General features: G+C 64.2%; 10 protein-coding genes, 1 tRNA gene and 1 other RNA gene. 1 reads left to right on the top strand and 11 read right to left on the bottom strand.

Annotated elements, in window-relative coordinates; all coding sequences use genetic code 11:
• Positions 1-556 precede the first annotated feature (556 nt).
• From ACD584_RS07935 to ACD584_RS07900, 8 genes are all read right to left on the bottom strand, one after another.
• A tRNA-Ser gene (locus ACD584_RS07935) sits at positions 557-649 on the bottom strand.
• A gap of 85 nt (positions 650-734) precedes the next feature.
• Complete coding sequence (gene csrA / locus ACD584_RS07930; protein WP_014507494.1) at positions 735-947, bottom strand: carbon storage regulator CsrA; 213 nt, start codon at positions 945-947, stop codon at positions 735-737.
• A 141-nt stretch (positions 948-1088) separates the two neighbouring features.
• The gene (gene alaS / locus ACD584_RS07925; protein ID WP_076035907.1) at positions 1089-3737 is read right to left on the bottom strand and encodes an alanine--tRNA ligase; all 2649 of its coding nucleotides are present in this window, start codon (positions 3735-3737) and stop codon (positions 1089-1091) included.
• A gap of 101 nt (positions 3738-3838) precedes the next feature.
• Positions 3839-4327, bottom strand: coding sequence for a recombination regulator RecX (recX, locus tag ACD584_RS07920; RefSeq protein ID WP_076035908.1), 489 nt, complete (start codon positions 4325-4327; stop codon positions 3839-3841).
• 115 nt (positions 4328-4442) lie between these two features.
• Positions 4443-5474, bottom strand: coding sequence for a recombinase RecA (recA, locus tag ACD584_RS07915; protein ID WP_011036899.1), 1032 nt, complete (start codon positions 5472-5474; stop codon positions 4443-4445).
• A 172-nt stretch (positions 5475-5646) separates the two neighbouring features.
• The gene (gene lexA / locus ACD584_RS07910) at positions 5647-6288 is read right to left on the bottom strand and encodes a transcriptional repressor LexA (RefSeq protein ID WP_011269877.1); all 642 of its coding nucleotides are present in this window, start codon (positions 6286-6288) and stop codon (positions 5647-5649) included.
• 66 nt (positions 6289-6354) lie between these two features.
• Complete coding sequence (gene ubiB / locus ACD584_RS07905) at positions 6355-8031, bottom strand: 2-polyprenylphenol 6-hydroxylase (RefSeq protein WP_011036897.1); 1677 nt, start codon at positions 8029-8031, stop codon at positions 6355-6357.
• Positions 8032-8453: 422 nt separating this feature from the next.
• On the bottom strand, positions 8454-10802 hold the full coding sequence (locus ACD584_RS07900; RefSeq protein ID WP_228438000.1) for a TonB-dependent receptor: 2349 nt from the start codon (positions 10800-10802) through the stop codon (positions 8454-8456).
• Positions 10803-11239: 437 nt separating this feature from the next.
• Here ACD584_RS07900 and ACD584_RS07895 point away from each other — a divergent pair.
• Positions 11240-11314: non-coding RNA, sX9 sRNA (locus tag ACD584_RS07895), on the top strand.
• Positions 11315-11504: 190 nt separating this feature from the next.
• On the opposite strand, the gene ACD584_RS07890 is transcribed toward ACD584_RS07895, so the two are convergent.
• From ACD584_RS07890 to hfq, 3 genes are all read right to left on the bottom strand, one after another.
• The gene (locus ACD584_RS07890) at positions 11505-11999 is read right to left on the bottom strand and encodes a CinA family protein (RefSeq protein WP_016945236.1); all 495 of its coding nucleotides are present in this window, start codon (positions 11997-11999) and stop codon (positions 11505-11507) included.
• A 406-nt stretch (positions 12000-12405) separates the two neighbouring features.
• The gene (gene hflX / locus ACD584_RS07885) at positions 12406-13725 is read right to left on the bottom strand and encodes a ribosome rescue GTPase HflX (RefSeq protein ID WP_070693316.1); all 1320 of its coding nucleotides are present in this window, start codon (positions 13723-13725) and stop codon (positions 12406-12408) included.
• 11 nt (positions 13726-13736) lie between these two features.
• Positions 13737-14015 carry an RNA chaperone Hfq gene (hfq, locus tag ACD584_RS07880; RefSeq protein ID WP_011036893.1) on the bottom strand — a complete coding sequence of 93 codons (279 nt, stop codon included), beginning with the start codon at positions 14013-14015 and terminating at the stop codon, positions 13737-13739.
• Positions 14016-14060 lie beyond the last annotated feature (45 nt).

Below are 14060 nucleotides of genomic sequence, written 5' to 3'. Positions count from 1 at the left end.
GCCGAAATTCCGGAGCGACCTTCGCTAGAAACCGAAACCATCATCAATTGGAGGCATCTCAGCCATATCAGCCGGCGAGCAAGTGCAGCAGAAGCAACGCCTGACGATGCTGCGTTTGCTGTTTAGCTGATCGAGCACAGGATGTAGCCAAAAGGAACGGCCCTGCGCTCAAGGCCAGGCGATGCGTGGTCATACCCAGGGCCCAGCGAACAGCCGCATTGCACGCCGGCACGCGCTGATGCCGTTCGACACCGGCACCGCAATGCATGGCAACAGCAGCCAACACCACGCCATCCGCAACTCCAAGATGCCTGCATAGACCTGAAAGTAGCGCCGAGGCGGCTTTAGGGACTGCATGCCAGTGGACGGGTCATGCCTGCAAGTGATCGCACTGCACGTGTGATGCTGGGTAGCGCCGTCCGCCTGGACAATCACTTTGACCACTGCAACCACACGGAGCATCCGAGCGTGCGAAGCAGATGGAGCGATATCTTCTACTTGGCGAACGCACAAATGAAAACACCCGCAAATCAGGGATTTGCGGGTGTTTTTTAACTGGCGGAGCGAGAGGGATTCGAACCCTCGATAGAGCTTTTGACCCTATACTCCCTTAGCAGGGGAGCCCCTTCAGCCGCTCGGGCATCGCTCCAGTTTTTGCATCCTGCCGCAGTGTCTCGTGGCAGGCCGCGAAGAATACCGGGTAAGAGGGGCTAACGTAAACCCTTTTGAATCGATCAGTCCGAACAATCGTCGTTGTGATGCGCACCGGACGCAACCGGCTCGTCACCGCGCTGGATGCGCTGATAGATTTCTTCGCGATGCACGGCAACATCCTTAGGCGCGGTAATGCCAATGCGCACCTGATTTCCCTTGACGCCGAGCACGGTCACGGTGACCGAGTCGCCGATCATCAGGGTTTCGCCTACTCGGCGAGTGAGGATCAACATTTTGCAAATCTCCTGGAACTGGCGGGTATCCCACCAGCATCGACGGCCTCCTGAATGAGACGCGCCCTAGGTAAAGGGGATAAAGACCAGAAATGGTAGCGGGACATCCTGCCAGCCAGCAAGGCTTGGCAGGACAAGTGTTCAGCCCAAGTGTTGCTTGACCCAGGAGGGCACGCCTTGGAGCGCAGTCGCAAGGGCGGGCCCGTCCTCGCCACCACCCTGGGCGAGATCCGGACGGCCACCGCCCTTGCCCCCGATCTGACTGGCGATATGGCCAAGGAGTTCCCCTGCCTTCACCCTGCCAGTTGGGCTGCCGTTCACGCCGGCCACCAGGGCGACCTTGCCGCCTGCAGCGCCGGCCAGCACGATCACCGAGTCGCCCAATTGTTGTTTCAGGCGATCCATGGCCTCGCGCAACGCCTTGGCGTCGAATCCCTCAAGGCGCACCGCAATCACCTTGACGCCTGCCACGTCCACCGCGCTGGCGCCGAGGTCGGCGGTCGCGCCGGATGCAAGCTTGGCTTTGAGCGACTCCAGCTCGCGCTCCAGGCGCTTCTGGCGATCGGTCAGCGCCCGCACCTTGTCGACAATCTCGGTGCTGTTGCCGCCGAGCAGGCTTGCGGCCTCACCCAGACGACGCTCCTCTTCAGCCACGTAGTCGAGTGCGCCCTGCCCTGTCACCGCTTCGATGCGGCGCACGCCGGAAGAGACGCCGCCTTCAGAGGTGATCTTGAACAAGCCGATGTCACCGGTGCGGCTGACATGGGTGCCGCCGCACAGTTCGGTCGAATAGCCGCCCATCTTGAGCACGCGCACGCGCTCGCCATACTTTTCGCCAAACAGCGCCATCGCACCGAAGTCCAGGGCCTCCTGCATGGCCATGTTGTGCACTTCAACGCTGTGGTTGGTGCGCACTTCCGCATTGACCTTGCGCTCGATCACTGCAAGTTCTTCCGCAGTGATCGGCTGGAAATGCGAGAAGTCAAAGCGCAGGCGATCCGGCGCCACCAGCGAGCCCTTTTGCTGCACGTGGGTCCCCAGCACCTCGCGCAACGCGGCATGCAGCAGATGCGTGGCCGAGTGGTTGAGGATGGTCTTGCCACGACGCTGCACATCGATACCACCGGACAGCACGTCGCCAAGTTTCAGCGCGCCCTCCGCGATACGTCCGACATGCCCATGGAATTGGCCGGCGAACTTTTGTGTGTCGGCGACCTCAATACTGACGTCCGTGCCGCTGAGCTGACCGCTGTCGCCGACCTGGCCGCCAGATTCGGCGTAGAACGGCGTGCGATCGGTGAACACGATGACCTCATCACCTGCCTCGGCATGGTCCACCGGCCGCCCCTGCTTGAGCAGCGCGACGACCTTCAGCGCATCCGCGTCCTGGGCTTCATAGCCGAGGAACACGGTCGGCGCCATGGTGGCCACCAGATCCGCAGGCAGCGCCACGCCGCCACCGAACTTGCCTGCCGCGCGCGCGGTTTCGCGCTGACGCTCCATGGCGAACTCGAAGCCCTCCATGTCCACGCGCATTCCGCGCTCACGCGCGATGTCGGCGGTGAGATCGACCGGGAAGCCGTAGGTGTCGTAAAGACGGAACGCATCTGCGCCCGGGATAATCTCCTTCGAGCGCGACGCCACGTCGTCGAAAATCTTCATGCCGGCGTCGAGCGTCTCGGCAAACCGTTCTTCTTCGGCCAGCAATGCACGTGCCACGGTCTCCTGCGCAACCACCAGCTCGGGATAGGCCTCGCCCATCAGCTCGACCAGCATTGGCACCATCTTGCTGAAGAACGGCTGGCGGACGCCCAGCATCCAGCCATGCCGCAACGCGCGACGGATGATCCGGCGCAGCACATAGCCACGCCCTTCGTTGGATGGCAACACGCCATCCACGATCAGGAACGAACAGGCGCGGATGTGATCGGCGATCACCCGCAGCGACTTGTTTTCCAGATCCGCAATGCCGGTCAGCGCGCTGGCCTTACCGATCAGCGCCTGGAAGACGTCGATTTCGTAATTGGTGTGCACGTGCTGCAGGATGGCGGCCAGCCGCTCAAGGCCCATGCCGGTATCCACGCACGGTGCCGGCAACGGCACCAAGGTGCCGTCTGGCTGGCGATCGAACTGCATGAACACCAGGTTCCAGATTTCGATGAAGCGGTCGCCGTCTTCATCGGGCGAACCCGGTGGGCCGCCGGCGATGTGATCGCCATGATCGAAGAAGATTTCGGTGCACGGACCGCAGGGACCGGTGTCGGCCATCTGCCAGAAGTTGTCCGACGCATACGGCGCGCCCTTGTTGTCGCCGATGCGCACGATGCGGCTTTCCGGGATGCCGATCATGTCGCGCCAGAGTTCAAAGGCTTCTTCGTCGGTGTGGTACACCGTGACCAGCAAGCGATCGGCCGGCAGCTTCCAGACCTGCGTCAGCAGCTCCCACGCCCAGGCAATGGCGTCCTTCTTGAAGTAATCACCGAACGACCAGTTGCCCAGCATCTCGAAGAAGGTGTGGTGGCGCGCGGTGTAGCCCACCGAATCCAGATCGTTGTGCTTGCCACCGGCACGCAGGCAGCGCTGCACGTCGGCGGCACGCACGTAGCTGCGCTTTTCCGCGCCAAGGAAGACATCCTTGAACTGGACCATGCCGGAATTGGTGAACAGCAAGGTCGGGTCGTTGCCCGGCACCAGCGGCGCGGATGGCACGATGGTGTGGCCCTTCCCCTCGAAGAACGCGAGGAAGTCACTACGGATCTGGGAAGTGCTGAATTTGGCGGGTGCGTTCATGGGCTGGCATTGGGCGGGCGGTGGTCCCGGTCACCCCATGAGATGTGGGCGCAGAGGAGCGGAACAACCTGAAACCACGAAGGGTAGCAGGCCTGACGCCCTCAGTCCTCAAGGTCGAAGCGTGTTGCCAGCCGAATGCTGTTGCCATCGAAGCCGCGCCGCGCCAGCAGGTCGGCAGCCTTGCGCCGCTGTACCAAGTCAACCGGCCCATCCTCGCCGAAACGGCGGCGGATCAGATCGCGTGCGTTTTCGGTCCAGTCCCCTTCGAAGGTTGCCATCGCTGCACTGACCGCGTCGCTATCCAGGCCGTGGGTTCCAAGTTCTGCGCGGATGTGCAACGGCCCATACCCCGAACTGGCCCGGTTACGGACCACCGAGGCAGCAAAGCGTACATCGTCCTGCCAGCCCTCGCCTGCGAGCCGCTCAACGGCGGCCTGTGCGGCCTCTGGCTCGATGCCACGCGCCTGCAACTTGCGGTTCAACTCTTTTTTGGAATGTTCACGGCGCACCAGTAATCCCAGTGCACGTTGGACCGGCGTCTGTTCCTTGAACCGACGTCCCCGCTTCGGTGCGGGCGTTTGCTCACTCATCGTGACGTGTCCCGAAGGTAAATGCGCCGTCCGTGGCGCCCGCCCTCCTGGCTTTCGATAGAACTACCGCGAGGAGCGACGGCACTGACTCCGCCGTCCCCGCGATAGGGAAAACTCACTCGCTCTCGGTCTCGCCGGCTTCACGCGGCGCCTCGGCGGGCTGGAACTTCTCGCGCAGCTCGGCTTCGAGCTTGATCGCCACCTGCGGGTTGTCGCGCAGATACCCACGGGCGTTGTCCTTGCCCTGGCCGATACGCTCGTCGCCGTAGCTGTACCAGGCACCTGCCTTGTCGACCAGCTTGGCTTCCACGCCCATATCGATCAGCTCACCCTCGCGGCTGATGCCTTCGCCGTACAGGATCTCGGTAATGACCTGCTTGAACGGAGGCGCCAGCTTGTTCTTGACCACCTTGATCTTGGTCTGGTTGCCGATGATCTCGTCACCCTTCTTGATCGCACCGATGCGGCGGATGTCCAGGCGGACCGAGGCGTAGAACTTCAGCGCATTGCCGCCGGTGGTCACTTCCGGGCTCTGGCCCGGCATCATCACGCCGATCTTCATGCGCAGCTGGTTGATGAAGACCACCAGCGTGTTGGAGCGCTTGATGTTGCCGGTGAGCTTGCGCAGCGCCTGGCTCATCAAACGGGCCTGCAGGCCAGGAAGCTGGTCGCCCATCTCGCCTTCGATTTCGGCCTTCGGGGTCAGCGCGGCAACCGAGTCGATCACCACGATGTCCACCGAGCTCGAACGCACCAGCATGTCGGCGATTTCCAGCGCCTGCTCACCGGTATCCGGCTGCGACAGCAGCAGGTCATCGACATTGACGCCCAGCTTGGCGGCATAGATCGGGTCCAGCGCATGCTCGGCGTCGATGAAGGCCGCGGTGCCGCCCAGCTTCTGGCATTCGGCAATGGCCTGCAGGGTCAGGGTGGTCTTGCCCGAGGATTCCGGCCCGTAGATCTCGACCACGCGGCCCTTCGGCAGGCCGCCAATCCCCAGTGCGATGTCCAGCATCAGCGAACCGGTCGGGATGACCTCGACGGCCTCGATGACCCGGTCGCCCATGCGCATCACCGAGCCTTTGCCGAATTGCTTTTCGATCTGGCTCAGGGCGGCGGAAAGGGCGCGCTTCTTGTTCTCATCCATCTGGGTGATCCTCGTCAGTGATTTCGGTATGGGGCTAATGTAGCGGCGGTGTATCGCACGGACTGAGACTGCCTGCGACACACTTAGATTAGGGAGGCCAACTTGGTGGCGGCAGCGGGAAATTCTGCGCTACCGGCTCGGGAAACGGCCAGCGCATGCATCGGCGCAGTGCTCAACGGTTGGGCCGCAACAGGCCGCAATACAGGCCCTCGATGGCGAAATCCTGATCCGGCAGCACTTCGATCGGCGCGTAGTCCGGATTGCGTGGCAGCAGCCGGATGCGGTCCTTGCCGATCTTGAGCAGCTTGACGGTGATCTCTTCGTCGATCCGGGCCACCACGATCTGCCCCGAGCGGGCGTCGCGGGTGCGATGCACGCCGATCAGGTCGCCGTTGAAGATGCCTTCGTCGCGCATCGAATCGCCCTGCACCTTGAGCAGGTAATCCGGCGATGGCGAGAAGAACACCCGGTCCAGCACCACGAAATCGTCCGACCCGATGTCGGCGCCGATCGGCAGCCCGGCCGCCACGCGCCCCAGCACCGGCAAGCGCAGCACGTCATCGCGAACCGGCTCCTCTGCAGGGGCGGCCCTGGCGTGCGCAGCGGCGCCGGCCAACCGGATACCGCGCGCCTGGCCCGGCACGCGACGGATGGCGCCGGCCTGCTCCAGCGCTTCCAGATGGTATTGCGCGGCGCGCACGCCCTTGAAGCCGAATGCCCGCGCGATCTCGGTCTGCGAGGGCGGCACGCCATCGGTCTCGATCCGCTCGGCGATGAGGGCGAGGATTGCTTGCTGGGTATCGGTCAGGTCCATGGTTAGTAGTATTACTACTAACGACCGTGCGCGCAAGCGATTGCTTGCTCCTCCGCAGGGACCGCGTCAGCGGCGGCTGCGCCAGATCGAGAACAGGATCCAGACCCCGCACAACGCCGCGCCGATGAACCCGCTGACGCCCAGTGCCAGCAGCCAGCGGCTGGCAATGCCGCCAACGCTGTTCATCACGATCGACGAGCCAATCACCAATGCGGCGGTGACGATTCCCATGGTGAGGCGGTTGGCGGCACGGTCGACCTGCTCGCCGAATTCGCGCAAGGCTCGCGTTTCCACGTGCAGCTGCAGCTTGCCGCGACGCGCGGCCTGGATCAGCCGCTTGAGATCGCGCGGCAGATCGCCGATCAGGTCGATCGCCCCGGTCACCGTGCGCCGGCCACGCCGCAGCATCGCGCTGGGCGCGTACCGCTGCAGCACCACGCGTTCGAGATAGGGGCGCGCTTCGCTGGCCATGTCGAAATCCGGGTCGAGCTGGCGCCCCATGCCTTCCAGGGTGAGGAAGGCCTTGATCATCAGCGCCAGGTCCGATGGCAACGTCAGCCCGTGATCGCGCAGGATGGCAGTGACATCGCCCAGCATCGCGCCGATGCGCAGTTCCTTGAGCGGTACGCCACGATAGGCATCGACGAAGGCGCCGATGTCCTGTTGCAGGCGCGGCTCGTCGATGTCCAGGCTGGTGCCTGCCCATTCCAGCAACACGTCGATCACCGACTCGGCGTCGTAGCTCACCATGCCGTGCAACAGTTGCGCGACCTGGAAGCGGCGCTGTTCGGAAATGCGCCCGACCATGCCGAAGTCGATGACCGCGATGCGCCCGTCGCGCAGATAGAAAATATTGCCGGGATGCGGATCGGCATGAAAACAGCCGTCCTGCAGCACCATCTTCAACACGATGCCGGCGCCGGTGCGTGCCAGCGCCTTGCGGTCCAGGCCGGCGGCATCCACAGCAACCAGATCGCGCCCGGGAATGCCGTCGACGAAGTCCTGCACGTTGAGCGACTCGCAGGTCCATTCCCAATGCACGGCGGGAATGAGGATCTGTGGATCGTTGGCGAAGTTGGCGGCGATGCGCTCGGCATTGCGGCACTCGGCGGCGAAATCGAGCTCGCGGCGCAGCGACAGCGTGAACTGCTGCACCACTTCGGCGGGGCGATAGCGCTTCAGATCCGGCGCGCGGGTTTCGACGATTTCGGCCAGCCGTGCGAGCAGACGCAGGTCGGCATCGATGGTGTCGCCGATGCCGGGGCGCCGGATCTTGAGCACCACCGCGGTGCCGTCGGCCAGCCAGGCGCGATGCGTCTGCGCCAGCGATGCGGCCGCCAGTGGCTCTTCATCCAGCCGCGCGAAGACCTGCTCCGGTTCCATTCCCAGCGCGGCCACCAGTTGCGGGCGGATATGTGCGAACGGCAGCGCCGGCACGGCGTTCTGCAGCTCGCTGAGTTCCTCGATCCAGTCTGGCGGCAACAGATCCACGCGCGTGGCCAACACCTGCCCCAGCTTGACGAAGGTTGGACCGAGCTCTTCCAAGGCGCGACGGACACGCGTGGCCGCGGACATGCGCAGACGGCCTTCGGCATTGGTCCAGTGCAACAGCCGGCCCGCACGCTCCAGCACGTCGGCCAGGCCGATCCGCCGCACCACATCGCCGAAGCCATAGCGGATCAGGACGGAGGCAATTTCCTGCAGGCGCCCAAGGTCACGGACGGTGCCAAGTGCTTCCCACATCAGCGTGCTCCTTGCGACGCAGCGATTGCGCAACGCAGCGACGCAGATGCCTGGACACTGCCCTGCACTTTGACTCGCCATAACGCAGCGGCCGCGCGCGTACGCGGAGCGATCAGCAGCGCGGAGCCCACCGCATCAGCACGCAGTGCCATCCACACAGACTGTTGAAAGCGAGGCGCATGCTGCGGCACACGCGTGCGCGCACTGGGACGCCGCAGGCCCGTGGCGAGCGACTGCGCGACGAGCGCGCGCAAGGAGAAAGCAGGAGACAAACGCATGGGTCACGCACACGGGAACGATGTACGTTTGTAGCCGATCCGCCCGCATCTGTCGCCTGCGCAGCTGAAGCAGACGCCGCACCCAGCCCTTGGATTACCCAGGCCATGCAGCGCGGAAGCGCGCAGGCAGGCGCTGCACCTATCTCAGTAGCGCAAGCGCAGCGTCATGCCGAAGGTGCGCGGCGCACCCAAAAATGCATTCCATGAGCCGGCCTGCAGCGGCGCATCGATGGCCACCTGCCGATAGGTCACATTGCCAAGATTCTCCGCCCAGGCTTCCAGTTGCCAGCGTTTATCGCTGGCGCCGATGCCCAATCGCGCGTTGACGATGGTGTAGGACGGCTGCAGCTTCTGCGGATCCAGGTCGGTGCCGACGTTGTAATCGGAGCTGTACTTGGCGCCCAGATCGGCACGACCGATCAGCTGGCTGCCGATGGCGTGTTCGTAGCTCAGCGCGAGGTTGCCAGACCAGCGCGGCGCAAAACTCGTGCGGCTGCCGGGCAGCAATGCCAGGTCTGCATCGGGCAGGCGGTCCTGGCCGTAGGCGGTATCCGTATAGCTGAGGCCACCTTGCAGCATCAGGCCGGGCAACCCGGTCTGCCACAGCACTTCCGCGTCCACGCCTTGAGAGATCACTGTCGGAATGGCGCGCACCACGAAGCTGGTGCCCAGAAAATTATTGAGCTGGAAGTCGCTGAAATCCTGGTAGAACAGCGCGGCGTTCAGTAGCAGGTTGCCACCCAACCAGGTGGTCTTGGCGCCAAGCTCGTAACTGTCGACGAACTCGCCCGGGAAGGCGGTGTCGTCCACCGGCACGATGCCTTGCACGCCCGTGGACAAACCGTCGGCAGATTGCACGCGGTCCAGGTTGAAGCCGCCAGCCTTGTAGCCGCGCGCCGCCGACACATACGTCATCAGCGCGTCGTTCCAGCGATACGCCAGCTTGGCAGTGCCGGACCATTCGCGCTCGGTCAGTTGTTGCTGGGTCCTGCGGCCGTCATGCGCCACGTTGCTCCACGGCAGGCAGGTAAAGCCCACCACTTGCGGAGCGATGCTCGGCACGGATGCTGCCGGTACGCCACGCGCAGTCAGCGCCGCACCAATGCGTCGCGCCGCAGCCGGATCCAGCTGCCCGTTCGCGGCGAAGTAGCTCGCGCAGGCCGGGCTGCCGTCCGGATTCTCGAACGAGGAAGCCAGCGCCTTGTTTTCGTAGGTGTAGCGCAGCCCCACCACCACATCCAGCGCATCGGTGGCATGCCAGGTGTTGTTGGTGAACACGGCAACGCTCCGGCCATCCTGGCGGAAGCGGTCCTGGCTGCCCTGGCCGCGAAACAGCGAACCGGTAGGCAGGCCGGTGGCGTCGGCGAGAAAGCGCGGTGCATCCGCACGTGCGGCCAGCGCGGGGTTGATGCGTCCTAACAGCGCCGTGGAGAGGTACGGCTCGTAGGCCGTTCCAAAGCGGTACGACTCGTTGCGATGCACGGTTTCATCGGCGTAAAACGCGCCCACCATCCAGTCCAGCTGCTCACTGGAACCGGCCAGCCGCAGCTCCTGGCTGAAGGTTCTGAACCCCGTGAGCATTTCATCCTGCTGCGGTGCGCGGTACAGCACGTCTGCGGCACTGAAATCGAAATCCAGGCCGTTGACCGAGGTCCAGTCACGTAACGCGGTGATCGACGTCAGCACCGGCGCGCCCAGCCAGGGCGTGGTCCAGTCCACCTGCGCCGACACCCCACGGTCGCGAATGTCCTGCGCGGTGCTGCGATTGCTGTAGGCCAGCCGCCGGGACAGATCCGCCTGCCCGATGGCGCCCTGCCCGCCTGGCGTCAGCGCGTTGAGGATCGCGGCGGTCGGCCCACGCTCGGTGGTGACGGTGACACAGCAGTTCTCGTTGCGATTGGTGGCATCGGCGGCGATATTGATGGCCAGATCATGCGACGGCTCCCACAGCAGCTGGATGCGGCCGGTCTCCAGATTCTGGTCGCCGTCGTCGGTCGCCGTGCGCGGGCCAGCGCCAGTCACGACATTTTCGAACCCGTCGCGGCGGCGTTTGGCGGCATAGACGCGCAGCGCACTGGTTTCTCCCACTGCATCGTTGAATGCCGCAGCCAGACCGAACGCTCCGTAGTTGCCGGCCGTCAGTTCCGCTTCCGCGCTACGCGTGAAGCTGGGGCGGCGCGTCACCACATTGATCACGCCGGCCGAGGTGTTCTTGCCGAATACGGTGCCTTGAGGACCCTTCAGCACCTCAATGCGTTCCAGCTCGCCGAGGTCCGAGAACCCCACACCGTTGCGCGCACGCGGCACCCCGTCGATCACCACACCCACCGAAGATTCCAGGCCTGCGTTATCGCCCACCGTGCCGATGCCGCGGATACGTGCAGTGGTTTGCGCAGCGCTCTGGGTACTGGTGACGATCAATCCCGGCACCAGCACCTGCAAATCCTTGATGTCGTGGACGCCGTTGTCCAGCAGCAGTTGCTCGGGCAGCACCTAAACGATGATCGGTACGTCCTGCAATGCTTCTTCGCGCTTCTGCGCAGTGACCGTCAAGGCGGCCAAGGTCGCTGGTTCCGTGCGTTCGGCAGGCGCGTCACTCTGCGCTTGTGCGTACAGCCAGGGCGCGTGCGTCGCTACGAAGATGGCAAGCGCAAGCCTGCCACCGCGTCGGTGATCGATATGCATTGGGTTTCCCGGCGGTGAGGCGGTGAGACGCTGCGACTGCATCATGCGGCGACGGCCGCGAGATATGTCACAAGCAACGCTACCGTTCGCGCATCTACGCAGCGGGCGCATGACCGAATCCATCGCTCGCGCGACGAACGCCAGGCGACTCCGTGCTCGCTTGTGTGAGCACGGCCGCGGTTTAGAGAAGCCATCAACCCGACTGCGCGGCCGACAGGTGAGCGCGGCCGACGCTTGGAAGTCTCATGTACAGCCGTAAACTCCGGTTCCTCTGCCCCGTCCGTGCTCGCCCGCTAATTGCTTGCTACGTTTTGTCAGCCGCTCTTAGATCGGTCGCGACCTCGCAGGATGCGGTCCTGCCGGTCCTTACATGCAACACGAACGGTCTCTCGCGGTGAGACGTGACCTTACAACCACCGGGTATTCGACACTTCCGGGATGACGGCGCCGCAGCGCGTGCCTGGAGCACCTGCAAGGCAGCGCGCCGTGCAGCAGTGCGCAATGCACGTGCTAAAGCAACGCGCTCAGGCCACGTAACGCCGCAGCCACCGTCTGCCGACGTACCGCATCGCGGTCGCCGCTGAAATGGAACAACTGCGCAGTGGCATAGCCGCCGCGCCGCTTCCAGCCGATCCAGACCGTGCCGACTGGCTTGTCGTCGCTTCCACCACCGGGGCCGGCAATGCCCGTTACGGCGACGGCGATGCTGGCGCCGGAATTCACGAGCGCGCCGGAAACCATCTCGATCACCGTCTCGCGACTCACCGCACCATGTACTTCCAGCGTCTGCGGCCGCACACCAAGCAAGGCCTGTTTGGCCTCGTAGCTGTAGGCGGCCATGCCGCACTCGAACCAGTGCGAGGAGCCGGCCACGTCGGTCACCGCCTTAGCGATCCAGCCGCCGGTGCAGCTCTCGGCGGTGACCAGGCGCTCGCGCGCGGCAAGCAACTGTTGCCCCAACACCTCGGACAGCTGCTGCAATTCGGAATCGGTGGACATGGACATGGGCACGGCGTGTGGGGAATCGACGTTTTAGCCCAATTCATCGCCAATGTCTGCGGTGAGACCAGCACAGGACGGGTTACTGGGCGGCCGCGGTTCAGTGGCTACATGCGCAGCGCGTCGCCACTGCCCCGACGCGGGCTGCACCAGAAAAAAATAGCCACCGCGTCAACCGACCAAGCTCGACGTCTGCTAGCCGCAGACACGCCTATAGCTCTTTGCGAGATTCTCGGCCGCGTGTGCGATGCGCATTGCCGGGCCGCAGGCGACCACAGGAAGGTGGATCTGCCGCTAACAGACTCCATCGGTCGCAAGCACGCAGCCCACTCGCGTTACGCGATGCTGCGGAAGCAACCGATGACATGCGATGCCGGATGCGGCCGCATTGCGGCGGCCGCACCGCCATGCATCAGGTCTCCCAGTCCTCACGGCGATCCGGCAACAACGCACGCAGCGGTGCACCGTCTTCGCCGGCGGCAAGACGTTCGGCTTCGACATAGGGCAAGTCGACTTCCAGCAACCAGCCCTCCTCGTCCACCTGCTCGCTACGGATCACTTCCAGCTGATGCAGCCTGGAGCGCAGACGACCGGCAGAGGCCGGCAAGCGGAGCGAACCGGTGATGTGGCGCAGGTCCAGCCGATGGCCCAACGCACGCTGCAGTTCTTCCAGGCCACGTCCATCACGCGCAGAAATCCAGACGCGCTCACGGCGTGCCTGGTCGGGGATGCCGTCCTGCGCGTCATGGCGCACCTCGGCGCCCTCGATCTTGTCGATCTTGTTGAACACCAGCAGCTGCGGCAGATCGCCCGTACCGACGGCCTGCAAGACCTCATCGACCTGATGGATGCGTTCTTCGCGCAACGGGTCCGCCGCATCGACGATGTGCAGCAGCAGATCCGCATCGCGCGCTTCGGACAAGGTCGACCGGAATGCAGCCACCAGTTCGTGCGGCAGATCCCGTACGAAGCCCACCGTGTCGGCCAGCACCGCGCTGCCGCCTGGCAAGGCGATGCGCCGCACCGTGGGGTCGAGCGTGGCGAACAGCTGGTCGGCCGCGTAGGCATCGGCGCCGGTCAACGCATTGAACAGCGTGGACTTGCCAGCATTGGTGTAGCCCACCAGCGCAATCCGCGGCAATTCGCTGCGCATGCGCGCACGACGCATCTGGGTCCGCTGCACTTCGACTTTTTCCAGCCGCTTCTGCAACTGTTCCACACGCTTCTGCAGCAGGCGGCGGTCGGTTTCCAGCTGGGTTTCGCCAGGGCCGCGCAGACCGATCGCACCGCCGCGCTGACGTTCCAAGTGAGTCCAGCCGCGCACCAGGCGCGTGGCCATGTGGCGCAGCTGCGCCAGTTCCACCTGCAACTTGCCTTCGTGGCTGCGCGCGCGTTGCGCGAAGATATCCAGGATGAGCCCGGTGCGGTCGATCACGCGCCGCTCCAGATACCGCTCGAGGTTGCGCTCCTGGCCCGGCGACAAGGTGTGGTTGACCAGCACCAGATCCGCGCCGGTGGCCTCGGCCGCAGCCTTGACCTCTTCCAGCTTGCCGCTGCCGATCAATGTCGACGGGCTGGGTTTATCGATGCGCGCGGTGAGCGTGGCCGCCACCGTGGCGCCCGCCGACTTGGCAAGGTCGGCGAACTCCTCCAGCACATCCTCTTCGGCAGGCCCACCGGAGTGGGTCTGAATCAACAACGCGTGTTCACCCTTGCGTGAACGATCAAACACGCGCTACTCCATCATTGCTCGACGTCGTCATCTTCCGCCTGGTTGTTTTCATTGGATTGCACATAGCCGCCACCCGGGCCCACGCGCACGTTGCGCGCCGGAACAACGGTGGAAATGGCGTGCTTGTAGACCATCTGGCTCACGGTATTGCGCAGCAGCACCACGAACTGGTCGAACGATTCGATCGTACCCTGCAACTTGATGCCGTTGACCAGATACACAGAGACCGGCACCCGTTCGCGACGCAGCGCGTTAAGGAATGGATCCTGTAAAGATTGCCCCTTGGCCATCGAAAAATCCTCTTCATTATTGTTCTTATGATTCCGGTCGACCCT

This window comes from Xanthomonas sp. NCPPB 2922 (genome assembly GCF_041520885.1).
In the GTDB taxonomy this organism is placed as follows: domain Bacteria; phylum Pseudomonadota; class Gammaproteobacteria; order Xanthomonadales; family Xanthomonadaceae; genus Xanthomonas; species Xanthomonas campestris.
Note: the sequence above shows the minus strand (reverse complement) of the source record. Positions and strands in the feature narration are given on the sequence as shown.

Bases quoted from the DNA above. Each gene is read 5' to 3' on its own strand.
- csrA (WP_014507494.1), bottom strand. From the start codon at position 947: ATGTTGATCCTCACTCGCCGAGTAGGCGAAACCCTGATGATCGGCGAC.
- alaS (WP_076035907.1), bottom strand. From the start codon at position 3,737: ATGAACGCACCCGCCAAATTCAGCACTTCCCAGATCCGTAGTGACTTC.
- recX (WP_076035908.1), bottom strand. From the start codon at position 4,327: ATGAGTGAGCAAACGCCCGCACCGAAGCGGGGACGTCGGTTCAAGGAA.
- recA (WP_011036899.1), bottom strand. From the start codon at position 5,474: ATGGATGAGAACAAGAAGCGCGCCCTTTCCGCCGCCCTGAGCCAGATC.
- lexA (WP_011269877.1), bottom strand. From the start codon at position 6,288: ATGGACCTGACCGATACCCAGCAAGCAATCCTCGCCCTCATCGCCGAG.
- ubiB (WP_011036897.1), bottom strand. From the start codon at position 8,031: ATGTGGGAAGCACTTGGCACCGTCCGTGACCTTGGGCGCCTGCAGGAA.
- ACD584_RS07890 (WP_016945236.1), bottom strand. From the start codon at position 11,999: ATGTCCATGTCCACCGATTCCGAATTGCAGCAGCTGTCCGAGGTGTTG.
- hfq (WP_011036893.1), bottom strand. From the start codon at position 14,015: ATGGCCAAGGGGCAATCTTTACAGGATCCATTCCTTAACGCGCTGCGT.